This window comes from Streptoalloteichus tenebrarius, assembly GCF_024171885.1.
Lineage (GTDB): Bacteria > Actinomycetota > Actinomycetes > Mycobacteriales > Pseudonocardiaceae > Streptoalloteichus > Streptoalloteichus tenebrarius.
In genome coordinates, this window is record NZ_JAMTCP010000032.1 from 1 (window position 1) to 26,740 (window position 26,740).

The window sequence follows — 26,740 nt, forward strand, 5'->3', positions numbered from 1 at the left end:
GGCGGCCACGCGCCCCAAAACCAACACTCACGGGGGGGGGGGGGGGGGGGGGGGGGGGGGGGGGGGGGGGCCCAGGCTGGGGTTGTCGCTCGGAGGGGTGGTTGACGGGGAGGTGGTGACGGAGGGTGTTGGAGGGCGAGGTGGGTCAGGACAGGCCGAGGATGCGGGCTCGGCGGCGTTCCTGGAAGTCGCTGGTGCGCCAGACGAGGAGGGAGACGAGGACGGCGGCCGCGATGCCGATCGGGGCGGAGTTGGCGTCGACGACCGCCGCCAGGCGGATGTCGTCGAGGGAGTCCGAGCGGAGGAGGTGGCTCACCACGCGGTCGAGGAGGAGCTGGGTGAGCCAGGCCGCCCACCAGGCGTAGCCCAGGGCGGGGCGGGCGGTGACGTCGAGGTCGCGGGAGCCGGCCGGGGTGCTGGGGTGGCTGGCGCGCCAGATGTCGTCCATGATCCGCTTGGGGAACCAGAGGTTGACCACGGGGACGCCCCAGCCCAGGACCAGCCACGGGCGGCCGAGGCGGTGCGGGGCGGGGACGGTGGCCTCGGCGTTGTCCCTGGCGCGGAACATCCAGACGATGAAGACCACCGCCGTGGCGACGAGCGCCATGAACTGGAGGATCGTGGCCGCGACGTGCAGCGTGTCGTTGGTGTCGAGCCCGTCGATGTCCACCGCGGCGTCGGCGTCGAACAGCCGGCTGATCAACCAGATGCGGTGGATGTTGACGGCCATCAGGCCCAGCGTCACGACCACCCAGACACCCAGCAGGGAGATCACCGCGATGGCGAGACCGCGGATGGGGAGCAGCGGCGCCGGCGGGGTGCCGCCGAGCGCGCCGAGCTGGGGGACGGAGGGGAGGCCGCCGATCGGAGGGGCGGCCTCGGGCGCAGCCGTCGGCACGGACACGGCCGGCGGCATGGGCGCGGCCGCGGGCACGGGCGCGGCGGCCGCTGCGGGGGCGGGTGGCACGGACGCGGGCGGCACCGCCACGCCCGGCGCCGGTCCGGCGTTGGTCGTGCCGCACCCTTCACACGTCGTGGTGTGCGGAGACAGGGGTGTCCCGCAGAGGGCGCAGACCATGACGTACTCCCGGATCCGAGTGAGGGGAAACGCTCGGAAATCCTAGGTGGAGTGGTCCGAACCACGCGGCGCGGAGGACACCGGAGGGACGCGTTCCCGTCGGACGGGTGGGGCGGGAGAACGCCCGCGCCGGCCGCCGTCCACGTCGACGGCCGGCGCGGGCCAGGGAGGGATCAGGAGGTCAGCGCGGCACGCACCGCCGCCGCGGAGGGCGGCACGGTCGCGCGGGGGCCGACCTGGTCGGCGACCGCGTCCAGGGTCTTCAGGCCGTCGCCCGTGATGAGCAGCACGGTCTCCGCGTCCGGGTCGAGCTGGCCGGTCTCGATCAGCTTCTTGGCGGTCGCCACCGTGACGCCGCCGGCGGTCTCGGCGAAGATGCCCTCGGTGCGGGCCAGCAGCCGGATGCCGTCGACGACCTCCTCGTCCGTGACGTCCTCGACCGCGCCGCCGGTGCGCCGCACCGTGTCGAGCACGTAGGGGCCGTCGGCCGGCGCGCCGATCGCGAGCGAGCGGGCGATGGTGCTGGGCCGCACCGGGGCCACGACGTCCTGGCCCGCCTTGAACGCGGCCGAGACGGGCGCGCACCCGGTGGCCTGCGCGCCGAACACCCGGTACGGGGTGGGTTCGACCAGGCCGAGTTGGCCGAGTTCGCGGAACGCCTTGTCGACCTTGGTGAGCTGGGAGCCGGACGCGACCGGGACCACGACCTGCCCGGGCAGCCGCCAGCCGAGCTGTTCGGCGACCTCGAAGCCGAGGGTCTTGGACCCCTCCGCGTAGTAGGGGCGCACGTTGACGTTCACGAACGCCCAGTCCTCGTGCTCGGCGGCCAGCTCGGTCGCCAGGCGGTTGACGTCGTCGTAGGTGCCGTCCACGGCGATCAGCGCGCCCTCGTAGACGGCGGTGGTGAGCACCTTGGCGCGTTCCAGGCTGGACGGGATGAGCACGACCGACTCCCAGCCGGCGCGGGCCGCGGCGGCGGCCACCGCGTTGGCCAGGTTCCCGGTCGACGGGCAGGCCAGCACGGTGAAGCCGAGCGTGCGGGCCGCGGCGAGGGCGACGGCCACCACGCGGTCCTTGAAGGAGTGGGTGGGGTTGCCGGTGTCGTCCTTGATCCACAGGCTGCGCACGCCCAGTTCGGCGGCCAGGCGGTCGGCACGCACCAGGCGGGTGCAGCCGGGGTCGGTGTTGGGGTGCCGGTCGACGTCGGACGGGACGGGCAGCAGCCGGCGGTAGCGCCAGATCGACCGGGGGCCGGACTCGATGTCCTCCCTGCGCACCGCGCCGAACTCGTAGGCCACCTCGAGCGGGCCGAAGCACTCGGCGCAGGCGAACTCGGCGGCGAGCGGGACCTGGTGTCCGCACTCGCGACAGGACAGGCCGACGGCCGGGCCGAGGTCGAGGGTGGGGGGCGTACCGACGGAGGTCGTCATCGCGAGGTCTCTCTCCTCATCTTCCCCGCGCGGTGGCGGGCCGGAATTGGCACCGTGGACGCCGGTGGGCCTCGCGGTGGTCGCGACGACCGGCGCTGGTTGCCGGGGCTTCTTCGGGCCGAATCCCTCTGCCCCTCTGGATGAGCTGCCATGTTCGGTTGTGGCGCTCACGCTACGACAGCGCCCGATCACCGGCCACCGACTCGTCCACATCGCGGGAGGGCCCAGCGTGGTCGGGGTCGCGTGGGAGGATGCGGGGGTGAGTTCGCCCGCCGTGACGCCCGACCCGCTGCACCTGGTGCTCGGCGAGGAGGAGCTCCTGGCCGAACGGGCGGTGCGGGGCGCGCTGGAGGCGGCGCGGCTGGCCGACCCGACGGCGGAGCTGCGCCGGGTGCGGGTCACCGAGCTGTCCCCGCCCGAGCTGGCCGAGATGCTGAGCCCGTCGTTGTTCGCCGAGGGCCGGGTGATCGTGCTGGACGCGGCGCAGGAGGCGGGCAAGGAGATCGCCGAGGCGGTCGTGTCCTACGCGCGGCAGCCGGCCGAGGGCGTGAGCCTGGTGGTGCTGCACAACGGCGGGGGGCGCAAGCCGGGCAAGGACCTGGTCGAGGCGCTGCGCAAGGCCGGGGCCAGGGTGACCCAGTGCTCGAAGATCACCAAGCCGGCGGAGCGCGAGGCGTTCGTCAAGGACGAGGTCCGCAGGGCCGGCGGTCGGATCGACGCCGGCGGGGTGGCCGCCCTGATCGAGGCGGTCGGCTCGGACCTGCGGGAGCTGGCGGCGGCGGCCAGCCAGTTGGTGGCCGACACCGACGGGCGGATCGACGAGGCGGCGGTGCGCCGGTACCACCGGGGCCGGGCCGAGGTCACCGGGTTCGCCGTCGCGGAGAAGGCCGTGACCGGCGACCGCGCCGGGGCGCTGGAGGCGTTGCGGTGGGCGATGCACCTCGGCGTCGCGCACGTCCTCGTCGCCGACGCGTTGGCCGACGCGGTGCGGACTGTCGCGCGGGTCGCGGCCGTGGGGCGGGCCGACCCGTTCCGCCTGGCCAGTGAGCTGGGCATGCCGCCGTGGAAGGTGAAGAAGGCGCAGGCGCAGTCCCGGGGGTGGACGCCGGAGGGCCTGGCGACGGCCATGGGCCTGGTCGCCGACCTCAACGCCGACGTGAAGGGCGCGGCGGCCGATCCCGACTACGCGCTGGAGCGCGCCGTGATGCGGATCATCGACGCCCGTCAGCGGTCCTGACCCGGGGTCCGGCCCGCGCTCAGCTCGCGGTGGTCGGCCGGAACCGGTCACGCGGCGGGGCGGGCCGAGGGTGATTCCGGTCATGCACGCCCCCGGCGTGTGCCGCCATTCGGGGGATCCACGCGGGAAGCGCACCGGAAGACGTCGAAATGGCGAGATGTGCCCGCCGAAGCGGCGGCCTTGGTGACGCGTACGCCCAAAACGCTGTTATGTCGGGGGGAACCCCCAAATTTCATGGTGGGGGTGGGGAGGGTGGGGGAGCAAGTCCCCTGACCTGATGGATCTGGGTGGGGATTTCGGGTGGGGCGCGGAGTCGCGTCAGGTCTTTCGGTGGGCCGTGCTTTCTCGTCGGTGTGAGGCGGTGCCCTTTCCGCTTTCTGTGTGACCCCTGCTTCACTCTGGAGCCGAATGGGCGGATCATTGCGCTGAAAAGGAGGGCGCTGTTCCGCCAATCGGGTGCGTGTCCTGCGTTGGGTGGTCACGGAGGGCATCGCAGGGCGGCGACCGCGATCGGTCCCGGGAAGGCGGGCGGAAAGGGTGCGACGACGGGAGGTGGCGCTGCCCCGGGCGGCGAGTCGGGGCAGCGCCACCGGATGGTGGTCGATGCGGACCCGTCAGAAGCGGAAGACCGGTCCGGTCGTCGCGCTGAGCACGCAGTCGTTCGGGAAGGTCTCCTGGTAGGAGACCTTCTGCCCGCGCCAGTAGCCGGTCGCGGTCACCGTGACCGGGGCGTAGATGAAGGTGCACGCCTGGTCGGTGCGGGTCTTCAGCGCGGTGAAGTCGCCGTTGGCCTCGGCGAGTTGGCCGCAGGCCTGGCCGGGGTCCGGGTGGGTGCCGCCGGCCGGCTCGCAGGTGAGCACCACGTGCTTGGCGAAGGGCGAGGGTTGCTCGCCGGGGTTCGCGCTCAGCACCAGGGTGGAGGCCGGCACCATGGGTTGGGTGGCGGGGTCCGGCGCCGCGGCGTGGGCGGGCGCCGCCAGGCCGGCGCACACCAGGGCGCCACCGGCGGCGAGCGCGAATCCGACAAGCCGGTTTCTCACCATCATGGTTCCTTTCCGGAAACGGTTTGACCTACCGGGAGACGGGGCGCCTCGTGAGCGCCTCCACCCGTAATACGGGCCGGCTGGCGTCCCACTCGCGGTGAGCATTCTCATAGCGAGGTCTACGGAGGTGTTCCGGCGCGGGTCAACCAGTTCGGATCTCAATCACCTGTTTGTGGAGATTGCTTTCGGTCGCAACTACCACTTGCCGTCGCCGAGTTGCACTCTGTGCAATGAGGGGGCAATGCTGGCTGTTCGTGGCCGGCGTGGTCATGGGCGCCGGCGGGACCCGGGCCAGCGGGTCGCGTCGCGTTTAACTTCACTGAAACAGGGGATGGACATGCGTGAGGGTGCTTCGGCACGGAGTGCGGAAGCCAGTTTTTGGCAGGCCTGCGTGGAACTGCGTCCGCTCTTGGTCCAAATGGCGACCCACTACTGCGGCAGCGGGTACGAGGCGGAGGACGTCGTCCATGACGCGTTGGTGCGGGCGGCGGAATTCCCGAGGTTGGACCGGAACCGGATGCGGCCGTTCCTCGTCGCGGTGGTCCGCAGGTTGTGCGTGGACCGCTTCCGACGGCGCAGCGTCGCCCGCCAGTTGGGCGAGCACCCCCGGCTGCTGCCGTGCGACGTCGAGGACCCGGCGGAGTTGGTCAGCGACCGGGCCGAGGCCCGGTGGCTGCTGCGCCGCTGCGGTCCGATGAGCAACAGGGAGCGGCGGATCCTGCTCTCCCTGGCCAGCGGGCAAGGGCACCGGGAGATCGCCAGGGAGCTGGGGATCACCACCAGGGCCAGCGAGTCGGCGGCGAGCCGGGCCCGGTGCCGGGCCCGCCGCCGGGTCCGGCGGGTCAGCTAGCGACTGGCGGCGTCCGTCCGCGCCACGGGCCGGGCGCGCGGACGCCTCGACACCTTCCCCTGCGTGAGACGACGACGGCGCCGCCCCGGAGAGGGCGGCGCCGTCGTCGTGTTCGCGGCGAGCTGCTCGCTCAGAGCTTGTTCGCGCGCTGGGCCAGCGCCGACTTCTTGTTGGCGGCCTGGTTCGGGTGGATGACACCCTTGCTGGCGGCCTTGTCCAGCTTCTTGCCGGCCTCGCGCAGCAGCTCGAGGGCCTTGTCCTTGTCCCCGGCCTCGGCGGCCTCGCGGAACTTGCGGATCGCGGTCTTCACCGCCGACTTGACGGACTTGTTGCGCAGACGCCGCTCCTCGTTCTGGCGGTTGCGCTTCACCTGCGACTTGATGTTGGCCACGCGAAGCCCCTTGGTCTCGTTCGGTTCGGATCGTGCCGCGCTGGTTCGGCGCCCTCGGGGCGACGACGTCGACGGGATCGGCGACGTCCCCCGGGGGGTTTCCTCCACGGCGGAATGCCGCACGGCACGGCTGACCATCCTAGCAGCGCCGATCGGGTGGCCTCGCGCTCGGCCGGGCGGACGGGACCAGGGGCGGGCCGGGGCGGCGGGAGTGAGCTGGGTCATCGGAAGGTTCGGGCGTGACGTTCGTCCCATAAGGTTTCCCGCGTGATGACCTCGCTGGGGTGGCCAGGATTCGCCGACGTGTCGCTGGTGGGGTTGCTGTTCCTCTGCGTGGCGGCGTTCGCCGCCGGCACGGTGGACGCGGTGGTCGGCGGTGGCGGCCTGATCCAGCTCCCGGCGTTGATGCTGCTCTCCCCCGGCGGGCACACCATCTACTCGCTCGCGACGAACAAGGTCGCGAGCATGGTCGGCACCACGGCGGCGCTGCGGACGTACGCGCGGAGCACCCGGATCGAGTGGCGTTCCGCCCTGCTGATGGCCGCCGCCGCGCTCGCCGGCGCCATCGGCGGGGCGAGGGTGGCCGACCGCCTCGCCCCGGGGGTGCTCAACGGGGTCGTGCTGGTCGCCATGGTGGGCGTGGGCTACTACACCTGGCGCCGGCGCGAACTGGGCGCGCACGAGCACTCCCGCTTCGGTCGGCCGCAGGAGCTGGCCCTGATGGTGCTCGGCGGCGCGGTCATGGGCTTCTACGACGGGATGACCGGCCCCGGCACCGGGTCGTTCCTGGTGTTCATGCTGGTGGGCCTGCTCGGCTTCGCGTTCCTGCGGGCCTCGGCCACGGCGAAGATCGTCAACATCGCCACGAACCTGGGCGCCCTGGTGTACTTCGTGCCGGCGGGCAAGGTGCTGTGGGGGCTCGGGCTGACCATGGCCGCGTGCAACCTCGCGGGCGCGGTGATCGGCGCCTCGGTGGCGGTCAACCGGGGCTCGGCGTTCGTGCGCCGGGTGTTCCTGGGCGTCGTGACGGCGCTGGTCGTCACCATCGGCTGGAAGTTCGCGGTCGGCGCCTGACCGGGAGGGCGAGGGGCGCGGTCCGGGGCACGCCGTGCCCGCGGCGCTCGTTCGATCAAGGGTCGTTCGGCGGGTGTGGCGGACCGCCCGCCCCGGCTAGCGTCCGGCGACGTGCGCCGCTCGTGGATCGCCCTCCTCGCCGCCGCCACCGGGCTCGGCCTCCTGGCCGGACCGGCGGCCGCCGACGAGCCCGTGCCGCCGTCGGCCGACCGCGTCGTGACCGACTACCAGGACCCGGTGCAGGCGTTGCCGCCCGTGTCCCGCCCGCCGACCCGGTCGTGCGCCGTCACCGCGATGCGGCACACGTTCGCCAACTCCTACGGCAGGCCCTACGTCGGGACGCTCACGCCGCCGCCCGACTGCCCAGGCCCCTGGTCGAAGGTGGTGCTCGACTGGACGGGCCGCAGCAGGGGCCGGCAGTACGACCGGCTCGCCGGGTTGTGGATCGGGGGCGCCGAGGTGCTCCGCACCTCCACTCCCGAGCCCGATCCCTCCGGCATCACCTGGCACTTCGACCGGGACATCACGCCGTTCGCGCCCTTGTTGAGGGAGCCGCAACCGCTGGTGGTCGACCTCGGCAACATCGTCAACGACACCTACACGGGCGCGTACGACATCGAGGTCACCATCACGTACTACGGCGTCGACGAGCGGCATCCCGCGCCCAGTCAGGCCGACGTCGTGGTCCCGCTGAGCGCCGACCCCAGGCAGCCGGGCTGGCGGGCGGTCACCGCCGGCCAGACGCACGCCACCCAGGTCGTGGTGCCGGCGAACACCGCGCGGCTGACCGCCGACGTCTACGCGCGCGGCGGCGGCTGCGAGGAGTTCTGGTGGTCCAACGTCCCCACCGAGTTGGCCAGGGCGCATCCGGACGCGGGCCTGTGCGGCGGTGGGACCTACCGTGAGGTGACGGTCCGGGTCGACGGCCGTCCCGCCGGTGTCGTCGCGCCCTACCCCGTGATCTACACCGGTGGGGTCGCTCCCATGTTGTGGCGGCCGATCTCGGCCGTCGACGCGATCGTGACGTTGCCGTACCGCGTGGACCTGACTCCCTTCGTCGGGCTCATGACCGACGGTCGTCCGCACACCGTCGAGCTGGTGCCGCCGGTGGGGATCGTGGACGCGTGGACGCTGGGCGGCACCCTGTTCGCCACCACCGACCCCGCCGTGAGGCGCGTGACCGGGGAGCCCCGGGTGGTCGACGTGCCGGACGCCGCGCCCGTGACGCGCAGCACCGGCGACGGGCTGGACGTCCGGGTCACCACGCACGCGGAGCGACGGTGGCGCACCGAAGGGGTGGTGCGCACGTCCGCCGGCGAGGTGACCGTGAGCGCGTCGGGGGAGTGGACGTTCGACAACACGACGGAACTGCGCGACGCCGCGCGGAAGCAGACCACGCGCCACCGCGTCAGCGGGGCCGCCGAGGAACGGGAGCGCGGGCGCCAGGGACCGCCCTCGGTGCGGCGCGACGGCTTCGAGCACGCGTTGGACGTCGAGTCGACCACGCACCAGACCGACGCGAACAACTACCGGATCGACGGTCGCGTCCAGCTCGGTCGAGTGATGCGCACGTCCGTGGGACGCGAGCGGCCCACGCGCACGGTCGCGTTCAGCGACGACCGGATGACCACGGCCGGCGGGTTCGGCCGGACCGACGGCGCGCTCACCTACGCCGACGGGTCCAGCACGCAGCGGTGGCGGGGGCTGGACGACGCCGGCCGGTGCCGGGACCACACCCTGGGCACGCGGCACGGATGGGTGGTCTCCGAGATCCTTCGGACGGCGGATTGCCAGGGACGGTGGCGGGAATGACCCCGCGCGAGCTGTCGCCGCGACTCCCGATGATCACATACTCCTCGTGATCACTTGATGACCTCTCGTGGTGGTGTGGGAGACGTGGTGACGACTGAGGCGGACAGGGCGGCGCGGGCGGTGGGGCGCGCGTCGGGCTCCGGGCTCGGGGAGCTGCTCCTGGGGGCGGCGCTGGGTGTCCTCGTCGCGGGGCTGCTGGAGGCGCTGGTCCTGAGCGCGCTCACCGGGCGGCTCGCGTCGGCGCTGGGTCAGGAGGACCTGCGCCAGTTGAGCCTGCGGTGGGGCGACGCGGAGTTGCGGTACGGCGGGCCGCTGGTCGCCGTGCTGGACCTGGTCCTGTTCTCGCTGGTGACGCTCGGGACCATCCGCGTGGTGCGCGGGGCCGCCGGCGCGCTGTCCGGTGCTGCCGGCAGCGCGACGGAGGCCGGCCCGCCAGGGGCCTGATCCCGAACCCCCGCCAGGGACCTGATCCCGAACCGGAGAACCGCCGGGAACGGGAAACGGGTGGGCGGCACGCTCGACGCGAGCGGGCCGCCCACCCGTTCGCTCGCCCCGCCTCAGGGCGGGGCATCGGGCTCGGGAGGATCCGGGTCCTGGGGGCGCTTGCGGGGCCGGCCCCGGCGGGGCGGGCGACCGGCGTCGGCCGGGAGCCGGCCCGCCTCCGCCAGTGCCCGGCGCAGCAGGAACTCGACCTGGGCGTTGGTGCTCCTCAGCTCGTCCGCCGCCCAGCGGGCCAACGCGTCGTGGACCGCCGGGTCCAGGCGGAGCAGGAAGCTCTTGCGCTCGACCACGCCGACGTCAGTGGTAGAGGGACCCCGTGTTGACCACCGGCTGCGTCGACCGGTCGCCGCACAGGACCACGAGCAGGTTGCTCACCATCGCCGCCTTCCGCTCCTCGTCCAGGTCCACGACGTCGCGCTCGGCCAGGCGGTCGAGCGCCATCTCGACCATGCCCACCGCGCCCTCGACGATGCGCGCCCTCGCCGCCACCACCGCGCTGGCCTGCTGGCGCTGCAACATCACCTGCGCGATCTCGGGAGCGTAGGCCAGGTGCGTGATCCGCGACTCGATCACCCGCACGCCCGCGGCCGCGACCCGGTCGGCGATCTCGGCGGACAGCCGCTCGGTGATCTCCACGGCGTTCTCCCGCAGCGACAGGTCGTCGGCGCCGTGGGCGTCGTAGGGGTAGCTGTTGGCGATGTGCCGCACCGCGGTCTCGGTCTGCACCTGGACGAAGGTCACGAAGTCGTCCACGTCGAAGACGGCCTGGGCGGTGTCCTCCACCTGCCAGACGACCACCGCCGCGATCTCGATCGGGTTGCCGTCGGCGTCGTTGACCTTCAGCACCGCGCTCTCGTGGTTGCGGATCCTGGTCGAGACGGACTTCCTGGTGGTCAGCGGGTTCACCCAGTACAGCCCGGCCCTGCGCAGGGTGCCGACGTAGCGGCCGAGGAACTGGAGGACCTTGGCCTGGCCGGGGGAGACCGTGACCAGGCCGCGCAGGGTGATCAGTCCGGCGAGGACCAGCAGCACGGTGAGGACCGCCGCGATCTCCTCCGGTTGGATCACCGTGCCCGCGACCGGCCCGCCGAGCACCATCGCGAGCCCGAGCCCGCCGCCGACCAGGCCGTTCGGCGCGAACGCCGGCCGCTCCCGCACCGCGTCGCGGTCCGGTGCGGCCACGCCCGCCCTCGTGTCCGTCATCGCCCTCGTCCTCCTCGCTCCGGGTGGTCCGTCGTTGCCCGACCACCTAGCAAAGTGATATCACTTTTTTCGCCGGGCGGCGAGGGCGTCGACCGGTGACGAGGGGAGGACGCGTGGACGTGACGCGGGAGGGACCCGTGCCGGCGGACTTCGCGGCGGGCACCACGGGCACCACGGGCACGGCGGGCGCCGTGGCGCCGGAGGCGGGACGGGGCCGCGGCGAACGCGGCGGGAGCACCCCGGCGCTGCACCTGTCCGGCCTGGTCAAGGCGTTCGACGGCCGGACGGCGGTGGACCGCGTGACGCTGTCCGTGCCGAGGGGGTCGTTCTTCGGGCTGGTCGGGCCGAACGGCGCGGGCAAGACCACGACGTTGTCGATGGCGGTCGGCCTGCTGCGCCCGGACGCCGGGCGCGCCCACATCCTGGGCGTGGACGTGTGGGAGGACCCGGCGCGGGCCAAGGAGCTGGTCGGGGTCCTGCCGGACGGCATGGCCCTGCCGGAGCGGCTGACCGGGCGCGAGCTGCTCACCTACATGGGACTGCTGCGCGGCCTGCCGGCCGACACCGTCGTCCGCAGGGTCGAGGAGCTGCTCGCCGTGCTGGAGCTGGCCGACGCCGAGCGCACGCTCGTGGTCGACTACTCGGCGGGCATGCGCAAGAAGATCGGGCTGGCCACGGCGTTGCTGCACGCGCCGAGGCTGCTCGTGCTCGACGAGCCCTTCGAGGCGGTCGACCCGGTCTCCGCCACGACCATCCGCACGATCCTGCGGCGGTTCGTGGACGCCGGCGGCGCGGTCGTGCTCTCCAGCCACGTCATGACGCTGGTCGAGCAGATGTGCGACCACGTGGCGGTGATCGCCGCCGGCCGGGTGGCGGCCAGCGGCCCGCTGGAGCTGGTGCGGGGCACCGGGAGCCTGGAGGAGGCGTTCGTCCACCTCGTCGGCGGTCGGACCGGGGGCGCGGAGGGGTTGTCGTGGTTGGCGTCCTGATCCGCATGCGCCTGCGCCTGCTGCGGCACTCGCTGCGGGGGGCGACCAGGGCGGGGCCGTTCGTGGTCGGCGCGCTCTTCGGGGTCGGGGGCGGCCTGTTCACCGCGTTCGCGCTGGCCGTCGGCCTGCCGGGCGTCCCGGCCGAGGACCAGCTCACGATCGGCACCGACGTGGCCGCCGCGCTGCTCGGGGTCTGGACGCTGGGCTGGGTCGCCGGTCCGGTGGTCGTCGCCGGCAGCGACGAGACCCTGCAACCCGAGCACTTCCGGCTGCTGCCGGTCGGCCCGCGTCGGCTGGCCTCCGGGCTGCTGGTCTCCGCCGCCGTCGGCGTGCCGCCCCTGGTGAGCCTGGTCGCCTTCTCCGGCCTGGCGGTGCGGGGTGCGACGCTCGGCGTCGGACCGTTCCTGGTCGCCCTGGTGGGCGTGCCGTTGCAGCTCGCGTTGGTGGTGGCGTTGTCCCGCGTGGTGGTCGGCGCGCTGGGGGCGGTCCTGCGTTCGCGGCGCGGCCGCGACCTCGGGGTGCTGTTGGCCACGGGCGCGGCCCTGATGATCGCGCCGGCCCAGTACGCGTTCAGCGCGCTCGCCCCGATCCTCGTCGAGCGCCGCTCACCGGGTTTCGTCACCGTGTTGCGGGCGCTGCCGTCCGGCTGGGCGCCGGTGGCCGTGGAGGCCGCCGCCCGGTCGAACTGGCTGCTCGCCGTCGGCGCGCTCGTCGGTCTGGCGCTGCTCGTCGCGCTGCTCGCGTGGGCGTGGTCGGTGCTGCTGGTGCGACGGATGACCACACCGCCGTCGGCGAGCACGCCGACGCGGGCGGGACGGGCCGGCCGCGCCGGGCGGTCCCTGTCGGCGCTGGTGCCGGCGACGCCCGTGGGCGCGGTCGCCGTCAAGGAGGTGCGGACCTGGTGGCGGGACACCCGGCGCCGGTCCGTCCTGATCCCGGGGCTGGTGCTCGGGCTGGTCCTGCCGGTCCTGCCGGCGGTGCTCGGGGACGACCGGGGCCTCGGCGGGTTCGGGATGCTCGCCTACGGTCCGCTGTTGGTCATCCTGCTGTCCTGCATGAACTCCGGGAACCTCTACGGCTTCGACGGCACGGCCCTGTGGCACACGCTCGTGCAGCCCGACGGTGTGCGGGCCGACGTGCGGGGCCGCCAGCTCGGGTGGCTGGCCTACGTCGCGCCGGTGGCGGTGGTGGCCTCGCTCGCGCTGCCCGCGCTGACCGGCAGGACCGACGCCTACCCGTGGCTGCTGTCCCTGGTTCCCGCCCTGCTCGGCGGCGCCTCCGGTGTGGTCATGGTGCTGTCGGTGTTCGCCGCCTACCCGGTCCCCACGCAGCGGTCCAACCCGTTCGCCGCCGGGGGCATGCCGGGCTGCTCCAAGGGGCTGCTCCAGATCGTGATCAGCCTGTTGTTGCTGGTCGTGGCGCTGCCGGAGATCGCGCTCGTGCTGGCGGGCACCCTCGTCGACTCCGCCGTGCTCGGGTGGGCGGCGGTGCCGGTCGGCGTCGGTGTCGGCCTGCTGACCGGGTGGGGCTTCGGGCGGGTCGCGATCCGGCGCCTGGAGGAGCGCGGACCCGAGCTGTTGGCGACCGTGCGGTCCCGCTGACCGCCGGCGGGCCGACGGCCCGCGTCGGAGACGGTGTGACGCGGCCATCCCGCCGTCACGCCGTCTCCGGCGTTAGGGTGATGATCGACAGCGCCTAGGGTTCCGCTCCCGCCCGCCACGAGCCCCCACAACCAGGGCCGGGAGGACTGGACCGAGCGGCGCCACCGGCCGCCACGGGCGGCGGCCGGCCATCTGACGGGACCAAAAGCCTGGAGGAACCCGGCCGCCGCGTGCCCACGCGGGGCCAGAGGGGTTTCGCGATGGGTCCCGTCGCCGTCTCGTTGGTGGTGCTCGCCGCCGTCGCCCACGCCGCGTGGAACCTGTTCGCCAAGCGGGCGGCCGGGGTGAAGGGACTGCCCTTCACCTGGCTCATCTGCCTGGTGAGCGCGGTGTTGCTGCTGCCGTTCGCGGTCGTCGCCGTCGTCGTGGGCGACGGGCTGGCCGGCGCGCGGCTGGGCTGGGAGGCGGTGGCGGCGGTCGTCGCGACCGGCGTGCTGCACATCGGCTACTCGCTGCTGCTGCAACACGGCTACGCGGTCGGCGACATGTCGGTCGTCTACCCGCTCGCGAGGGGCACCGGGCCGCTGCTCGCGGTGACCGCGAGCGTGCTCCTGTTCGACGAACGGCCCGGCCCGCTCGGCCTGCTCGGCGCGGTGGCGGTCGTCCTCGGCGTCCTGGTCATCGGGTCGGGCACGGGGGCCGCCGTCGGCGGCCGGCGTCGACTGCTGGGCGCGGGCTACGGCCTGCTGACCGGAGTGATGATCGCCGGCTACACGCTGTGGGACGCGCACGCCGTGACCACGCTCGCCCTCTCCCCGTTGATCTACTACTGCGGCGACAACCTCGTGCGCGTGCTGCTGCTGACGCCGTGGGCGCTGCGCGACCGGCCCGCCGTCGTCGACGTCTGGCGCCGGCACCGCGTCGCGATCCTCATGATCGCCGTGCTGTCGACGCTCGCCTACGGCCTCGTGCTGTTCGCGATGCGGCTCGCGCCGGTCAGCCTGGTCGCGCCGGCCCGGGAGCTGAGCATCGTGATGAGCGCCCTGGTCGCGTGGAAGCTGCTGGGCGAGCCGCAGCCCGGCCGGCGCCTGGGCGGCGCCCTGGTCGTGCTGGTCGGCGTCGCCATGCTGGCCGCCGCGTGAGCGGGAGCCGGGCGAGGCGAGGGGTAGCCGGGCGAGGGGAGGTGGGCGCGCGGGGGCGGGTCAGCGGCGACGCGCGGTGAGGTCGACGGCCGGGCCCCATGCGGTGGCGCCCGGCCGCTCCCGCACCACCACCTCGGCCAGGCCCGCGGCCTCGACGTCGGCCCGCAGCCGCTCCGCGGTCAGCCCCTGGGCGTCCAGCGCCGTCCGGTGCATCGACAACACCAGGAGCCCGCCCGGCCGCAGCACCCGGCGCAGCTCGGCCAGCCCGGCCGCCCGGTCCGACCAGAACACCACGTTGTTCACGCTCAGCACGACGTCGACCGAGGCGTCGGCCGCCCCGGTGTCCTCCGCCGTGCCGCGCCGCAGCTCCACCCGGCCCGTCCTGATCAGGTCGGCGCACCGCTGGCGGCAGCGGTCCAGCATCTCCTCGGAGGGGTCCACGCCGACGACGTGCCCCCGGTTGGCCACCCGCGCGGCCTCGGCGAGCCCCACCCCGGGGCCCGGCCCGACCACCAGCACGGAGTCGGTGGGCCGGAGCGCGGCCAGGGCCACCAGGTGCCGCTCGCTCCTGGCGTTGGACCGCGCCATCAGCGCGCCGCCGAGCCGGCCCGGCAGGCCCCTCGGGTGGCCGAAGAAGGGGTCGAGGACCCGCAGCACCACATCCCGCATGGACCCATCGCAGCACCCCCGGCGGACGGGCACATCGGGGAAGCCCCGGATACGTGTGCGTCGCCGCCCCGAACTCGTGGGACGATGAGTCGTCACCCATTCGCTTGCGAGGGACCCTGAGTGAGCACGTTCGCCGACACCACGTTCACGCCGCCGGAGCGCATCCGGAACTTCTGCATCATCGCGCACATCGACCACGGCAAGTCGACGCTGGCCGACCGGATGTTGCAGCTCACCGGCGTGGTCGATGAGCGCGCCATGCGCGCGCAGTACCTCGACCGGATGGACATCGAGCGGGAACGCGGCATCACGATCAAGGCCCAGAACGTCCGGCTGCCGTGGGTGGCCAGGGACGAGTCGGGCAGTGATGTGGAGTACGTGCTGCACCTGATCGACACGCCGGGCCACGTCGACTTCACCTACGAGGTGTCCCGGTCGCTGGCCGCGTGCGAGGGCGCGATCCTGCTGGTCGACGCCGCGCAGGGCATCGAGGCGCAGACGCTGGCCAACCTGTACCTGGCGATGGAGAACGACCTGACCATCGTCCCGGTGCTCAACAAGATCGACCTGCCCGCCGCCGACCCGGACAAGTACGCCGCCGAGCTGGCGCACATCATCGGCTGCGACCCGGACGACGTGCTGCGGGTGTCCGCCAAGACCGGCGTGGGCGTGCGCGAGCTGCTCGACGAGGTCGTGCGCCAGGTGCCGCCGCCCACCGGCGACGCCGAGGCCCCGGCCCGGGCGATGATCTTCGACTCGGTGTACGACACCTACCGGGGCGTCATCACCTACATCCGGGTGGTCGACGGCCGGATCACCCCGCGCGAGCGGATCAAGATGATGTCCACCGGCGCCACGCACGAGCTGCTGGAGGTCGGCATCATCTCGCCGGAGCCCAAGCCGTGCGACGGCCTGGGCGTCGGCGAGGTGGGCTACCTGATCACCGGCGTGAAGGACGTGCGCCAGTCCAGGGTCGGCGACACCGTGACCGCCGAGCGCAAGGGCGCGACCGAGCCGCTGGGCGGCTACCGCGACCCCAAGCCGATGGTCTACGCGGGCCTGTACCCCGTGGACGGCTCCGACTACCCGGAGCTGCGCGAGGCGCTGGACAAGCTGCGGCTCAACGACGCCGCGCTGACCTACGAGCCGGAGACCTCGGCCGCGTTGGGCTTCGGCTTCCGCTGCGGTTTCCTCGGCCTGCTCCACCTGGAGATCACCAGGGACCGCCTGGAGCGGGAGTTCGGGCTCGACCTGATCTCCACCGCGCCGAACGTGGTCTACCGCGTGGTGATGGACGACGGCACGGACCTGGTCGTGACCAACCCGTCGGACTGGCCGGAGGGCAAGATCGGCGAGGTGCACGAGCCGATCGTCAGGTGCACCATCATCGCGCCGTCCGACTTCGTCGGCGCGATCATGGAGCTGTGCCAGAGCCGGCGCGGCCAGCTCGGCGGCATGGACTACCTGTCCGAGGACCGCGTGGAGCTGCGGTACACCATGCCCCTCGCGGAGATCATCTTCGACTTCTTCGACGCGCTGAAGTCGCGCACCCGCGGCTACGCCTCCCTGGACTACGAGGAGGCGGGCACCCAGACCGCGAACCTGGTCAAGGTCGACATCCTGCTCCAGGGCGAGGCGGTGGACGCGTTCAGTGCGATCGTGCACCGCGACAGCGCCTACGCCTACGGCACCAAGATGGCCAGCAAGCTGCGCGAGCTGATCCCCCGGCAGCAGTTCGAGGTGCCAATCCAGGCGGCCATCGGCTCCAGGGTCATCGCCAGGGAGACCATCCGCGCGCTGCGCAAGGACGTCCTCGCCAAGTGCTACGGCGGTGACATCTCGCGGAAGCGCAAGCTGCTGGAGAAGCAGAAGGAAGGCAAGAAGCGGATGAAGACGATCGGCCGTGTCGAGGTGCCGCAGGAGGCGTTCGTCGCCGCCCTGTCCACCGACGAGGCCGGCGACAAGGCCAAGGGCAAGAAGTAGGTCGGTCCTTCGGGACCGCCCTCGGTCCGTCAGCGGCGGGTCGCTCCCTTCAGGGGGCGGCCCGCCGTTCTCGTTCCGGGTCGCCGTCCGTTCCGGGGCGTCGTCCGTTCCGGGTCGTCGTCGCCGACGACGCATCGCCGCCGGGTACGCACACCGTCGTCGCTGGTGGGCCGGCTCCTCAGGCCGAGTGGCCAGACCAGGTCAGGCCGGGCGGGTCAGGTCGAGCGGTCAGGCCAGACCAGGTCAGGCCGGGCGGGTCAGGTCGAGCGGTCAGGCCAGACCAGGTCAGGCCGGGCGGTCACGCCGGGCGGGTCAGGCGGCGGGCGGCGACGCGCACGGCCGCCCGGAGGCGTTCGCGCTGCTCGGGGCCGTCCGGGCCGAGCAGCATGCGCCGGACCTGGGGGACGGCGTTCGGCCAGCCGACCAGGCCCAGCAGGAACAGGGTGAGCACGTCGGGCCCGAGCGCGTCGCCGCTCCTGCCGGCCCTGGCCATCGCGTCGACCTTGTCCTGGTAGTGGGCGGTGCGCTCGGGCTCGGAGGGCACGGGTCGGTCGCCGTACTCCAGCGCCTCCCACAGCAGCAGCCGGCTGACCTCCGGGTGCTGCGAGTGGTAGTCGAAGAGCCGGTCCACGTAGTCCTCGACGTCGTCGCCGTCGGGGGGCACCGAGTGGGCCAGCTCGCGGAGCGCGTGCTCCAGCACCGCGTTGAACAGCCCTTCCTTGTCGCCGAAGTACGCGTAGATGAGCTGCTTGTTCGCGTTGGCGGCGCGGGCGATGCGTTCGACGCGCGCGCCGGCGATGCCGTGCGCGGCGAACTCGGCGGAGGCCGCCGCGAAGATCCGCGCCTTGGTGGCTTCGGCGTCCCTGGGCACGGCGTGATGCTAGTCGACGGGTAACCAACCGTCTGGTTGACACCGCGCGCGGTCGCGCCCTAGCTTCTAACCAACCAGTTGGTTAGAGAGAGGAACGCCGTGCTGCTCCCTCCCGCCGTTGAGCGCTTCTTCACCGCGTCCCGGCTCACGGACGTCGACGCGTGGGCCGACGCCTTCGCGCCGGACGCGGCCTTCCACCACCCCGTCGGCGCGCCGCCGGTCCGGGGCCGCGCGGCCGTCCGGAAGTTGATCGCCGACGCGGTCGCCGGGTTCGGGCGCTTCGACGGCCTGACCCCGGTCGAGGCGCACCAGACCGGGGATCACGTCGCGGTGGTCTGGCGGGGCAACGGCGCGAGCCCGACGGGCGCGGCCGTGTCCTGGTCGGGTGTCACCACCTTCTCGCTCGGCCCCGGCGGGCTGGTGCGGGAGGCGGTCGTCTACGGCGACCTGGAGCGCGTCGGTCGGCAGCTCGCCGGGGAGGACGCGTGACGACACTCGCCGAAGCCCCGGCGGCACGCGCCACACGAGGCCCGCGCGGCCTGGTCGTCGCGTCCGCGCTGTGCGCCGGCGTCACCGTCGGCAACGTGTACCTCGCCCAGCCGGTGCTCGGGCTCATGGCCGCGAGCCTCGGCGTGCCCGCGGGCGCGGCCGGCGGCGTGGTCACCGCCGCGTTGCTCGGCTACGCCGTGGGCATCCTGCTGCTCGTCCCGCTCGGCGACCTGGTCGACCGCCGGCGGCTCGTCGTCCTGCTCGGGTCGGCGACGCCCCTGCTGCTGGTGGGGGCGGCCGTCGCGCCGTCGGTGCCGGTCCTGTCGGCGTTGGTCGGCCTGGCCGCCGCGGCCACGGTGGTCCCCCAGGTGCTCGTGCCCCTCGTGGCGGAGGTGAGCGCGCCGGAGCGGCGCGGCTCCGCCGTGGCCTGGGTCCAGGCCGGGTTGATCACCGGGATGATGACCTCGCGGGTCGTGAGCGGCGCGGTCGGGGACGCGTTCGGCTGGCGCGCGGTCTACCTCGTCGCGGCGGCGCTGACCGCGCTCGTGGTCGTCCTCACCGTGCGGACCCTGCCCGTCGACGCGCCCCGCCCCCGGCAGCGGTACCGGGATCTGCTCGCCGTGTTGCCCGGTCTGGTGAGGCGACCCGTCGTGCTCGGGCCGAGTCTCGCCCAGGCGGCGGTCTTCGCCGGCTTCAACGCGCTGTGGACCACGCTCGCGCTGGTGCTCACCCGTCCGCCGCACGGGCTGAGCGCGTCCGTGGCGGGCCTGGTCGGACTGCTTGGCCTGGCCGGGGCGGTGGCCGCGCCCCTGGCGGGACGGGGAGTCGACCGGGTTGGCGCGCGGCGGGTCGCCGGCGCGGGTGTGCTGGCGCTGCTCGTCGCCGCCCCGCTGCTGTTCCTCGGCGGGAGGTGGTTGCTGGCCCTGGTGCCCGGCGTGCTGCTCCTCGCCGTGGGCATGCAGGTGTGCCAGGTGGCGCACCAGGCGCACGTGATGATCGGCCAGGCTGAGACGCGCAGCCGTCGCAACGCGGTCTACATGGTGTCGGCGTTCCTGGGTGGCGCGCTGGGCGCGACGGTGGGGTCGGCCGCCTACTCGGCCACGGGGTGGGGTGCGGCCTGTGCCGTGGCGGCCGGGTTCTTCCTGCTCGGCGGACTGGCCTGGTGGTTCGGCGTCCGTCCGCCACGGGAGCGGGCGGCGGCGTGACGGGTGGTGGGGAGGAGCGGGCGCACCGCTCCTCCCCACGCCGTCGAGACCTCAGGGCTTCTCGAAGTGCTGGTAGTCCAGCGGGGTCGTCCAGTGGCCGCCCCAGTCCCAGCCGCGCTGGGTGAAGGCCAGCACCGCCGGGTCGCCGTCGTGCAGCATCCCGGGGTCCTGGCGCGTGCGGTCCAGCCACGGGCCGCCGTTGGCCGGCTGCACGCCGTTGTCGTCCAGGTAGGGGTTGATCTTCGGGTTGATGTCGATCGCCCGCCCGTAGGCGTGGTAGGACCAGCGGCCGCTGTTCCCGATGCCCCGGCAGTTGTAGGCCGAGGTGTTGTTGTCCCGCATGGACAGTTCGTCGTCGGCGTTGGGGTAGTGGTCGGGCGTGCGCATCTTCTCGATGGGGAACCGCATCCGGTACAGCTCGCCGAAGATCGTGATCGTCTCGGCGACCCGGTCCTGGTTCACCACCAGCTCCCCGGTGTGCGCGCGGCCGTCCATGCCGACGTGCCGGAGCGTGACCAGGCGCAGCTCGTCGGGTCGGACCGGGCACTCCGGCCGCCAGGTGGCGCCCAGCTTCTCGGCCGTGACCGGCCGGGCGATCGCGAAGTAGGGAGGCAGGGCGGTCTCCGCCGCCGGGTCCGCCGCGGCCGGGGCGGCGGCCGCGAGCGGGAGGACGAGGCTCACCAGTGAGGCCAACAACACGGAACGCATCGGATCAGTGTTGGCGGCGTCGCACGGGGCGGCCAAGCGTCGTCACCCGTTCCGCCTAATGGTGGGAGCCTGGGAAACACAGCGCTGGGGGCTTCGCCTTCTCGGGCGATCCTCGTCCGTCACCGGAGCGGGGACGAGACGTTCGTCGCCGTGTGGCCTGGGCTGCACTGCCCGGCGGGGCGCGCCCGTCCTCACTAGGGTCCGGTTGTGATCAATGACGTTCGCATCCCGATCGTGGCCGCCCCCATGGCCGGTGGCGTGTCGACCCCGGAGCTGGTGGCCGCGGTGACCGAGGCGGGCGCGTTCGGCTTCCTCGCCGCCGGCTACCTCCGCGCGGACGCGCTGGCGGAGCAGATCACCCGCACCCGCGCCCTGCTGGGGGCCGGCCGCTCCGGGCGGCCCGCGCCGTTCGGGGTGAACCTGTTCGTGCCGGGCGCGGACAGCGGAGCCGACCTGGCCTCGTACCGGGAGCGGTTGGGCGCCGAGGCCCGCCGGTACGGGGTCGAACTGGGTGAGCCCCGGTGGGAGGACGACGACTACCCCGCGAAGCTGGAGCTGGTGCTCGCCGAGCGCGTCCCCGTGGTGTCGTTCACCTTCGGCTGCCCCGACGCCGACGTGGTGCGCCGGGTGCACGAGGCGGGCGGGCAGGTCGTGGTCACCGTGACCACGCCGGCCGAGGCCCGCGTGGCGGTGCGCGCCGGCGCGGACGCCGTGTGCGTGCAGGGCTCCGAGGCGGGTGGGCACCGCGCCGTCTTCCGGGACGACGGCCTGTCGCCCGGTGGCGGGGAGCTGTTCGGCACGCTGGGGGCGTTGCGCCTGGTGCTCGCCGCGGTGGACGTCCCGGTGATCGCGGCGGGTGGCCTGGTCCGCGGCGCGGACGTGGCCGCGGTGCTCACGGCCGGCGCGGCCGCGGCCCAGCTCGGCACGGCGTTCCTGCGCTGCCCGGAGGCGGGCACCCAGCCCACGCAGCGCGCCGCGCTCACCGACGCCGCCAGGGGCACGGCCCTGACCAGGGCTTTCACCGGCCGGCCCGCGCGTGGCCTGGTGAACAGGGTGATGGTGGAGCACAGCCGGCACGCACCGGCGGCCTACCCCCAGCTTCATCACATGACGAAACCCCTGCGGGCGGCGGCGGGCAGGGCCGACGACCCCGAGGCGATGTCGTTGTGGGCGGGCCAGACCTACGCGCTCGCCGAGGCGTTGCCGGCCGGTGAGCTGGTGACCCGACTGCACCGGGAGGCCGTCGAGGCGCTGGACGTCGCCCGGCGTCGTCTCGGCGCGCGGTGACCGCGCGACCGACACAGGCGTGAGCGGTGAGCCGGGGGCGCCGCCCGACGGCCCTGGTGTCCCCGGCCACCCGTCTCAGCTCACGCCCGGCCGTTCGGGTCGGGCCAGCTCCGAGTTCCGGCGTGAATAGGCGAAGTAGATGACGAGGCCGAGGGCGAACCAGGCGCCGAACCGGAGCCAGGTCGTCGCGGTCAGCTCGGTGATCAGCCACAGAGAGAACACGATGCCGATGAGCGGGACCACCGGCACCCCCGGGCAGCGGAACGTGCGCGGCAGCTCGGGGCGCCGGTAGCGGAGCACGATCACGGCGACGGACACCACGACGAACGCGAGCAGGATGCCGATGTTGGTCAGCTCCGCCGCCTCCCGGATGGGCAGGAAGCCGGCGATGAGGGCCGAGGCGACGCCGGCGATCCAGGTGACACGGCTGGGGACCTTGCGCACGGGGTGGGTCTTGGCGAACCACTGGGGCAGCAGGCCGTCGCGGCTCATCGAGAACCACACGCGGGTCACGCCGAGCATGAACGTGAACAGCACGGTGATGATGCCGACGATCGCGCCGACGGCGATCACCGTGGCCAGCCCGGGCAGGCCGACGGCGGCGAAGGCGTTCGCGAACGCGCTCTCGCTGTCGATGTCCCGGTAGCTCTGCATCCCCGTGAGGACGAGGCAGGCCAGGACGTAGAGGACCATGGAGATGGCCAGGGACAGCACGATCGCCTTGGGCATGTGCTTCTGGGCGTCCTTGGATTCCTCGGCGGCGGTGCTCATGGCGTCGTAGCCGAAGACGGCGAAGAACACGGTGGCCGCGCCGGTGATCGCGCCGCCGAAGCCGAACGGGAAGAACGGCGTGTAGTTGTCGGTGTTGATGTGGAAGAAGCCGACGATGATCACCAGCAGCACCAGGCCGACCTTCAGCCACACCAGGACCGTCTCGAACTTCGCGGCGTTGCTGATGCCGAGGTTGAGCAGCCACGCGATGAGCAGGCACAGCAGCGCCGCGAACAGGTCGACCTTGTGGCCCTCCCCCGTGCCCGGAGCGCCCAGCATCCACGCCGGCAGCGCGAGGCCGATCGCGCCGACCAAGAACCCGAAGTACCCGGAGATACCGATGGCGACGACGGCGACGATGGCGATGTATTCCAGCAGCAGGTCCCAGCCGATGAACCAGCCGACGATCTCGCCGAGGACGGCGTAGCCGTAGGTGTAGGCGGAGCCGGCCTTGGGGATGAGGCCGGCGAACTCGGCGTAGGCGAAGGCCGCGGCGGCGCTGGCGATGCCGGCGACCAGGAACGAGATGAGCACGGCGGGGCCGGCGGTCTTGTTGGCGACCGCTCCGGCGAGGGAGAAGATGCCGGCGCCGATGATGCCGCCGATGCCGATCGCGGTGAGCTGCCACAGCCCCAGTGACCGGTTCAGCTCTCCCTCGTGCTCGCTGGCGATCTGTTCCACGGGCTTGCGCCGGAAGATGCCGGAGCCGCCTCCCAGGGGCCGATGCATGGGCACTCCCTCCCCACCGCGCCTCGGGTGTCGGCGCGACGGTAGTAGACCAGCGGAGTGAGCCGCATCACGGAAGTCGTCACCAAGGTGTTGCGGAACGTTCGCGTGTGGGCGGCATGCCCACGGCCGAGGCCCTGGCCGGACAGCTAAGCGGTCCCGAGGCGGCGGAGCGGGAGGAGTGAGTGGCAGGTCACCAGCGTCGCGGTGATCGAGAGCCTCCGGGTCGGGATGTGGGATGCGGGGCGGGCGAACACCTTCGAGACGTCACCCTTGTAGTGGACATCCCGCATGAGCGGGGCGAATCCGAGTCGCGGGCGTGGTGAGGAAGCGGTTGATGTGGGCGCGATTCGCGGCGGCCCGCATCCTGGCGGCCACGCGGCGCTGGACACCTGGAAACTCGAGGTCGGGCTGCCCGGCGTGGACCGGGCGGTGGTCGAGGCCGGGCGTTTCTGGGTGCGGGCGACACCGGCCTTCGCCGTGGTGAGGAGGGGCGTTCCGTCGCCCGAGGTGTTCGGCGAGTTCCTGTGCGCCGTGGCCTGGGGCCGCGCGCGAGCCGCCGCGATCTCCGTGCCGATGTTCGCCAAAGGGCAGGTGCGCCTTTCGCAGGCGAAACACGAAGCCAGGGCGGAGGGAGACCCCCGCTGGTGGGGCGGGGGTCTCCCGCGCGGCCGGGTCCCGGCTCAGTCCCTGGTGAAGACGATCTTGCCGGCGGTGTCGCCGTCGAGCATCGCGCGGACGCCCTCGGCCGCCCGCTCCATCGGCAGCTCGCTGCCGATCCGGGGGCGCAGCCCGGTCAGGTCCAGGAAGGACAGCAGGTCGGCCAGCTCCTGCCGGCTGCCCATGGTCGACCCGACCACGCGGAGCTGGAGGAAGAAGATCCGCTGGAGCTCGGCGGCGGTGGCGTCGCCCGTGGTGGCCCCGGAGATCACGATCGTTCCGCCGGGGCGCACGCACTTCACCGAGTGCGACCAGGTGGCCCGGCCGACCGTCTCGAACACCGCGTCCACCCGCTCGGGCAGCCGGGCGCCCGGCTCGAAGGTCTCGTGCGCGCCCAGCTCCTCGGCCAGCGCCCGCTTCGCCTCGTTGCGGCCGGTCGCCCACACGCGGAGCCCGGCGGCCCTGCCGAGCTGGACCAGCGCGGTGGCCACGCCACCGGAGGCGCCCTGCACCAGCATGGTCTGCCCCGGCCGCAGGCCGGAGTTGACGAACAGCATCCGGTACGCGGTCAGCCAGGCGGTGCCGGTGCAGGCGGCCTCGGCGAAGGACAACGACGCGGGCTTGGGCAGCACGTTGCGGCGCGGCACCACGACGACGTCGGCGAAGGTGCCCTGGTGCAGCTCGGTGAGCAGCGTGCGCTTCGGGTCGAGCGTCTCCTCGCCGGTCCAGTCCGGGTCGCCGACGACGGAGTGGATGACCACCTCGGTGCCGTCCGGCAGGGTGCCCGCGCCGTCGCAGCCGAGGATCATCGGGAACCGGTCGGGCTTGATGCCCACCCCGCGCAGCGTCCACAGGTCGTGCATGTTGAGGCTGGCGGCGCGCACCCGCACCGGCACCCAGCCCTCGGGGACCTCCGGCTCGGGCCGCTCGCCGACCACCAGCGCGGCCAGCGGGTCCTGGGGCTTGGGCTCAGCGGCGTAGACGGCGAACATGTCGGCAACCTACCGGCCGTCCCGCGCGTCGGCGCGTGACGGCGGTCACTCCACGCGGTGACGCGTACCCTCTCCGTCGTGCTGGCCTGGCTGACCGAGTGGTGGGACGACGTCGAGCTGTGGCTCGCCCAGCTCTGGTACCCGTTCCAGATCACCCTGGTCCTGGCGGTGTTGCTGCCGGCCTGTTGGGCGGTGGCCTGGTTGATCGACCGGGTGGTGGACCGGGCGTCGGCCCGGCTGACCCGGGTGCGGGACGTGGAGCCGCCGCTGGGCGGCCGCTACGACGACCCGGAGGGCGGCGTGACCGCGCGGGGCGGGACGAGCGCGTCCGACGCGCGTCCGTAGGCTCGGCTCGTGACACCCCACAAGCGGATCCTGACCGGCCTGTTCGGGCTGATCGCACTGGTCCTCGTGGTGTGGCTGGCGCGGGGCCAGGGCGGCGACCCGACGCCGGCCCCCACCAGCGGCGCCGCCGCGACGGCGAGCGCGACCGCCGGCGCGTCGACCTCGCGCGGCCAGGGCGCGGTGCCCGGAGCCGAGTCGGGGCTGCCGGTCAAACCGCTGTCGCAGCTCCCGAAGGAGGCCGACCAGACCTGGCGGCTCGTCGAGCGGGGCGGACCGTTCCCCTACCCCGAGAAGGACGGCAGCGTGTTCGGCAACTTCGAGCGCCGGCTGCCGGGCAAGGGCTCCGGGTACTACAAGGAGTACACGGTGCCGACGCCGGGGGAGCGGGACCGGGGCGCCCGCCGGTTGGTGACCGGGGGCGGCGGCGAGGTCTACTACACGGGGGACCACTACGGCTCGTTCGTCGTGGTCGACACCAAGCACTAGGGGAGCGCGGTGGGTGCTTTCGAGGAGGCGCCGCACGGGACGACGGCGGCCGAGGTCGCCGCGCGGGCGCGACGTCGCGGCGCGGTCCCGCACGAGGTGGACGCCTCCGCCTCCCGGGGCAAGGACGCCGCGCTCGACGCCTTCGGCAGGGCGTTGTCCTTCCCCTCCTGGTACGGCAGGAACCTGGACGCGCTCTACGACTGCCTGACCGACCTGTCCTGGCTGCCCGCCGGAGAGCACGTCCTGGTCTGGCCGGGGCACCGCGCCCTGGGCGGGGTCGACCGGCCCGCGTACGAGGCCGTCCGCACGGTCCTGGCGGAGGCGGCGCAGGCCAATCCCCGGCTCTCGGTCGTCCTCACCGACTCCTGACCCGACCCGCCCGTGGGCGCGTCCCGGCCGGACGCGCCCACGGGCTGGCGCTCAGTCCTGGGGCACCCAGGAGGGGGAGCGCTTCTCCGCGAACGCGCGGATGCCCTCCTGCCCCTCCTCGCTGGCGAAGTGCCGGGCGGACAGCTCCAGCATGTCGGCGAAGTCCTCCGCCAGGCTGCTGGCCGGCGCCCGGCGCAGCATCGCCTTGGTGGCGGCCAGCGCGTTCGGACCGCCGAGCGCGAGCATGTCGGTGTACCGGCGCACCTCGGCGTCCAGCTCGTCGGCGCCCACCGCCGAGTTCAGCAGCCCGATCTCCACGGCGCGGCGCGCGTCGAACTTCTCGCCCGTGAGGAACAGCTCGTGCGCGGCCCTGGGGAGCAGCCGGGGCAGCACGGTCACCGAGATCACCGCGGGGACCACGCCGAGGCGGACCTCGGTGAAGGCGAACGTGGCGTCGACCGAGGCCACGGCGATGTCGCAGGCGGCGACGATGCCGACGCCGCCGGCCCTCGCCGGGCCGGCCAGCCGGGCCACGACCGGCTTGGGGCTGGTCCAGATCCGCTCCAGGATCGCCGGGAACTCGTTGACGCCCTGCTGTTGGGCGTTGGCCCCGCGTGACTCCTTGAGGTCCATGCCGGAGCAGAAGACCGGGCCGGTGTGGCTGAGCACGATCACCCGGACGGCGGGGTCCTCGACGGCGCGGGCCAGGTGGTCCCGCAGTTGTCCCCGCACCGCGCTCGACAGGGCGTTGCGGTTGTGGGGCGAGTCCAACGTGATGGTCGCGACGCCGCGCTCCAGGGTGTAGTGCACCAGCTCCTCAGCCATGTG

At 73.4% G+C, this 26,740-nt stretch carries 27 protein-coding genes and 1 riboswitch; of the genes, 15 read left to right on the top strand and 12 right to left on the bottom strand.

Features of this window, described 5'->3' with window-relative positions; genetic code table 11:
• Nucleotides 1-145: 145 nt before the first annotated feature.
• Together LX15_RS22660 and thrC are read right to left on the bottom strand one after the other, a co-directional pair.
• Complete coding sequence (locus LX15_RS22660) at nucleotides 146-904, bottom strand: DUF4328 domain-containing protein (protein ID WP_253671654.1); 759 nt, start codon at nucleotides 902-904, stop codon at nucleotides 146-148.
• Between the two features lie 347 nt (nucleotides 905-1,251).
• Nucleotides 1,252-2,508, bottom strand: coding sequence for a threonine synthase (gene thrC / locus LX15_RS22665; protein WP_253671655.1), 1,257 nt, complete (start codon nucleotides 2,506-2,508; stop codon nucleotides 1,252-1,254).
• A gap of 13 nt (nucleotides 2,509-2,521) precedes the next feature.
• A riboswitch (SAM riboswitch) is annotated at nucleotides 2,522-2,655 on the bottom strand.
• A 112-nt stretch (nucleotides 2,656-2,767) separates the two neighbouring features.
• Here thrC and holA point away from each other — a divergent pair.
• Entirely contained in the window at nucleotides 2,768-3,745 is a 978-nt protein-coding gene (gene holA / locus LX15_RS22670) for a DNA polymerase III subunit delta (protein ID WP_253671656.1), read from the top strand.
• Between the two features lie 614 nt (nucleotides 3,746-4,359).
• Here holA and LX15_RS22675 read toward each other — a convergent pair.
• Nucleotides 4,360-4,791 carry a subtilase-type protease inhibitor gene (locus tag LX15_RS22675; protein ID WP_253671657.1) on the bottom strand — a complete coding sequence of 144 codons (432 nt, stop codon included), beginning with the start codon at nucleotides 4,789-4,791 and terminating at the stop codon, nucleotides 4,360-4,362.
• 334 nt (nucleotides 4,792-5,125) lie between these two features.
• Here LX15_RS22675 and LX15_RS22680 point away from each other — a divergent pair, with 334 nt between their 5' ends.
• Nucleotides 5,126-5,638, top strand: a complete 513-nt coding sequence (locus LX15_RS22680; protein ID WP_301305091.1) for an RNA polymerase sigma factor — start codon at nucleotides 5,126-5,128, stop codon at nucleotides 5,636-5,638.
• A gap of 130 nt (nucleotides 5,639-5,768) precedes the next feature.
• Here the strand turns inward: LX15_RS22680 and rpsT are convergent, their stop codons facing one another.
• A complete protein-coding gene (gene rpsT, locus LX15_RS22685) occupies nucleotides 5,769-6,029 on the bottom strand; it encodes a 30S ribosomal protein S20 (protein ID WP_253671659.1) in 261 nt (86 codons plus the stop codon).
• Between the two features lie 270 nt (nucleotides 6,030-6,299).
• On the opposite strand from rpsT, the gene LX15_RS22690 reads away from it, so the two are divergent.
• The 3 genes from LX15_RS22690 to LX15_RS22700 all read left to right on the top strand — a co-directional run bounded on the left by LX15_RS22690 (nucleotide 6,300) and on the right by LX15_RS22700 (nucleotide 9,359).
• Nucleotides 6,300-7,103, top strand: coding sequence for a sulfite exporter TauE/SafE family protein (locus LX15_RS22690; RefSeq protein WP_253671660.1), 804 nt, complete (start codon nucleotides 6,300-6,302; stop codon nucleotides 7,101-7,103).
• Nucleotides 7,104-7,214: 111 nt separating this feature from the next.
• Nucleotides 7,215-8,915 carry a peptide-N4-asparagine amidase gene (locus tag LX15_RS22695; protein WP_253671661.1) on the top strand — a complete coding sequence of 567 codons (1,701 nt, stop codon included), beginning with the start codon at nucleotides 7,215-7,217 and terminating at the stop codon, nucleotides 8,913-8,915.
• Between the two features lie 87 nt (nucleotides 8,916-9,002).
• A complete protein-coding gene (locus tag LX15_RS22700) occupies nucleotides 9,003-9,359 on the top strand; it encodes a hypothetical protein (protein ID WP_253671662.1) in 357 nt (118 codons plus the stop codon).
• A 113-nt stretch (nucleotides 9,360-9,472) separates the two neighbouring features.
• Here the strand turns inward: LX15_RS22700 and LX15_RS22705 are convergent, their stop codons facing one another.
• Both LX15_RS22705 and LX15_RS22710 read right to left on the bottom strand, forming a co-directional pair.
• The gene (locus LX15_RS22705) at nucleotides 9,473-9,706 is read right to left on the bottom strand and encodes a type II toxin-antitoxin system antitoxin (protein WP_253671663.1); all 234 of its coding nucleotides are present in this window, start codon (nucleotides 9,704-9,706) and stop codon (nucleotides 9,473-9,475) included.
• 7 nt (nucleotides 9,707-9,713) lie between these two features.
• Nucleotides 9,714-10,619 carry an SPFH domain-containing protein gene (locus tag LX15_RS22710; protein WP_253671664.1) on the bottom strand — a complete coding sequence of 302 codons (906 nt, stop codon included), beginning with the start codon at nucleotides 10,617-10,619 and terminating at the stop codon, nucleotides 9,714-9,716.
• Between the two features lie 113 nt (nucleotides 10,620-10,732).
• Between LX15_RS22710 and LX15_RS22715 the strand changes: the two genes are divergently transcribed.
• The 3 genes from LX15_RS22715 (at nucleotide 10,733) to LX15_RS22725 (ending at nucleotide 14,351) form a co-directional block, all read left to right on the top strand.
• The gene (locus tag LX15_RS22715; protein WP_372502778.1) at nucleotides 10,733-11,608 is read left to right on the top strand and encodes an ABC transporter ATP-binding protein; all 876 of its coding nucleotides are present in this window, start codon (nucleotides 10,733-10,735) and stop codon (nucleotides 11,606-11,608) included.
• The gene (locus LX15_RS22720) at nucleotides 11,593-13,209 is read left to right on the top strand and encodes a hypothetical protein (RefSeq protein ID WP_253671665.1); all 1,617 of its coding nucleotides are present in this window, start codon (nucleotides 11,593-11,595) and stop codon (nucleotides 13,207-13,209) included. Before LX15_RS22715 ends, LX15_RS22720 begins: the two co-directional genes overlap by 16 nt.
• 260 nt (nucleotides 13,210-13,469) lie before the next feature.
• Nucleotides 13,470-14,351, top strand: a complete 882-nt coding sequence (locus LX15_RS22725; RefSeq protein ID WP_253671666.1) for an EamA family transporter — start codon at nucleotides 13,470-13,472, stop codon at nucleotides 14,349-14,351.
• Nucleotides 14,352-14,411: 60 nt separating this feature from the next.
• Here the strand turns inward: LX15_RS22725 and LX15_RS22730 are convergent, their stop codons facing one another.
• On the bottom strand, nucleotides 14,412-15,020 hold the full coding sequence (locus LX15_RS22730; protein WP_253671667.1) for a class I SAM-dependent methyltransferase: 609 nt from the start codon (nucleotides 15,018-15,020) through the stop codon (nucleotides 14,412-14,414).
• 120 nt (nucleotides 15,021-15,140) lie between these two features.
• Here LX15_RS22730 and lepA point away from each other — a divergent pair, with 120 nt between their 5' ends.
• Nucleotides 15,141-17,003 carry a translation elongation factor 4 gene (lepA, locus tag LX15_RS22735; RefSeq protein ID WP_253671668.1) on the top strand — a complete coding sequence of 621 codons (1,863 nt, stop codon included), beginning with the start codon at nucleotides 15,141-15,143 and terminating at the stop codon, nucleotides 17,001-17,003.
• 298 nt (nucleotides 17,004-17,301) lie between these two features.
• On the opposite strand, the gene LX15_RS22740 is transcribed toward lepA, so the two are convergent.
• Complete coding sequence (locus LX15_RS22740) at nucleotides 17,302-17,874, bottom strand: TetR/AcrR family transcriptional regulator (protein WP_253671669.1); 573 nt, start codon at nucleotides 17,872-17,874, stop codon at nucleotides 17,302-17,304.
• Nucleotides 17,875-17,973: 99 nt separating this feature from the next.
• Here LX15_RS22740 and LX15_RS22745 point away from each other — a divergent pair, with 99 nt between their 5' ends.
• Together LX15_RS22745 and LX15_RS22750 are read left to right on the top strand one after the other, a co-directional pair.
• Nucleotides 17,974-18,363, top strand: a complete 390-nt coding sequence (locus LX15_RS22745; protein WP_253671670.1) for a nuclear transport factor 2 family protein — start codon at nucleotides 17,974-17,976, stop codon at nucleotides 18,361-18,363.
• Entirely contained in the window at nucleotides 18,360-19,568 is a 1,209-nt protein-coding gene (locus LX15_RS22750; RefSeq protein WP_253671671.1) for an MFS transporter, read from the top strand. Before LX15_RS22745 ends, LX15_RS22750 begins: the two co-directional genes overlap by 4 nt.
• A 51-nt stretch (nucleotides 19,569-19,619) precedes the next feature.
• On the opposite strand, the gene LX15_RS22755 is transcribed toward LX15_RS22750, so the two are convergent.
• Nucleotides 19,620-20,276, bottom strand: a complete 657-nt coding sequence (locus tag LX15_RS22755; RefSeq protein ID WP_253671672.1) for a M15 family metallopeptidase — start codon at nucleotides 20,274-20,276, stop codon at nucleotides 19,620-19,622.
• 207 nt (nucleotides 20,277-20,483) lie between these two features.
• Here LX15_RS22755 and LX15_RS22760 point away from each other — a divergent pair, with 207 nt between their 5' ends.
• Entirely contained in the window at nucleotides 20,484-21,563 is a 1,080-nt protein-coding gene (locus LX15_RS22760) for an NAD(P)H-dependent flavin oxidoreductase (RefSeq protein ID WP_253671673.1), read from the top strand.
• A 75-nt stretch (nucleotides 21,564-21,638) separates the two neighbouring features.
• Here LX15_RS22760 and LX15_RS22765 read toward each other — a convergent pair whose 3' ends face one another.
• Together LX15_RS22765 and LX15_RS22770 are read right to left on the bottom strand one after the other, a co-directional pair.
• Complete coding sequence (locus tag LX15_RS22765; protein WP_253671674.1) at nucleotides 21,639-23,063, bottom strand: amino acid permease; 1,425 nt, start codon at nucleotides 23,061-23,063, stop codon at nucleotides 21,639-21,641.
• Between the two features lie 680 nt (nucleotides 23,064-23,743).
• The gene (locus LX15_RS22770) at nucleotides 23,744-24,712 is read right to left on the bottom strand and encodes a zinc-binding dehydrogenase (protein WP_253671675.1); all 969 of its coding nucleotides are present in this window, start codon (nucleotides 24,710-24,712) and stop codon (nucleotides 23,744-23,746) included.
• A 57-nt stretch (nucleotides 24,713-24,769) separates the two neighbouring features.
• Here LX15_RS22770 and LX15_RS22775 point away from each other — a divergent pair, with 57 nt between their 5' ends.
• From LX15_RS22775 to LX15_RS22785, 3 genes are read left to right on the top strand one after another with little or no spacing between them, the layout of a single operon-like run.
• Entirely contained in the window at nucleotides 24,770-25,057 is a 288-nt protein-coding gene (locus LX15_RS22775) for a hypothetical protein (RefSeq protein WP_308213505.1), read from the top strand.
• A 9-nt stretch (nucleotides 25,058-25,066) separates the two neighbouring features.
• Nucleotides 25,067-25,543, top strand: coding sequence for a guanyl-specific ribonuclease (locus LX15_RS22780; RefSeq protein ID WP_253671676.1), 477 nt, complete (start codon nucleotides 25,067-25,069; stop codon nucleotides 25,541-25,543).
• A gap of 9 nt (nucleotides 25,544-25,552) precedes the next feature.
• Nucleotides 25,553-25,912, top strand: a complete 360-nt coding sequence (locus tag LX15_RS22785; protein WP_253671677.1) for a barstar family protein — start codon at nucleotides 25,553-25,555, stop codon at nucleotides 25,910-25,912.
• A gap of 51 nt (nucleotides 25,913-25,963) precedes the next feature.
• On the opposite strand, the gene LX15_RS22790 is transcribed toward LX15_RS22785, so the two are convergent.
• Nucleotides 25,964-26,737, bottom strand: a complete 774-nt coding sequence (locus tag LX15_RS22790) for an enoyl-CoA hydratase family protein (protein WP_253671719.1) — start codon at nucleotides 26,735-26,737, stop codon at nucleotides 25,964-25,966.
• Between the last annotated feature and the right edge of the window lie 3 nt (nucleotides 26,738-26,740).

Coding starts and splice junctions, on each gene's coding strand:
- thrC (WP_253671655.1), bottom strand. CDS start 2,508: ATGACGACCTCCGTCGGTACGCCCCCCACCCTCGACCTCGGCCCGGCC.
- LX15_RS22675 (WP_253671657.1), bottom strand. CDS start 4,791: ATGATGGTGAGAAACCGGCTTGTCGGATTCGCGCTCGCCGCCGGTGGC.
- LX15_RS22680 (WP_301305091.1), top strand. CDS start 5,126: ATGCGTGAGGGTGCTTCGGCACGGAGTGCGGAAGCCAGTTTTTGGCAG.
- LX15_RS22690 (WP_253671660.1), top strand. CDS start 6,300: ATGACCTCGCTGGGGTGGCCAGGATTCGCCGACGTGTCGCTGGTGGGG.
- LX15_RS22710 (WP_253671664.1), bottom strand. CDS start 10,619: ATGACGGACACGAGGGCGGGCGTGGCCGCACCGGACCGCGACGCGGTG.
- LX15_RS22725 (WP_253671666.1), top strand. CDS start 13,470: ATGGGTCCCGTCGCCGTCTCGTTGGTGGTGCTCGCCGCCGTCGCCCAC.
- LX15_RS22730 (WP_253671667.1), bottom strand. CDS start 15,020: ATGCGGGATGTGGTGCTGCGGGTCCTCGACCCCTTCTTCGGCCACCCG.
- LX15_RS22755 (WP_253671672.1), bottom strand. CDS start 20,276: ATGCGTTCCGTGTTGTTGGCCTCACTGGTGAGCCTCGTCCTCCCGCTC.
- LX15_RS22765 (WP_253671674.1), bottom strand. CDS start 23,063: ATGCATCGGCCCCTGGGAGGCGGCTCCGGCATCTTCCGGCGCAAGCCC.
- LX15_RS22770 (WP_253671675.1), bottom strand. CDS start 24,712: ATGTTCGCCGTCTACGCCGCTGAGCCCAAGCCCCAGGACCCGCTGGCC.
- LX15_RS22790 (WP_253671719.1), bottom strand. CDS start 26,737: ATGGCTGAGGAGCTGGTGCACTACACCCTGGAGCGCGGCGTCGCGACC.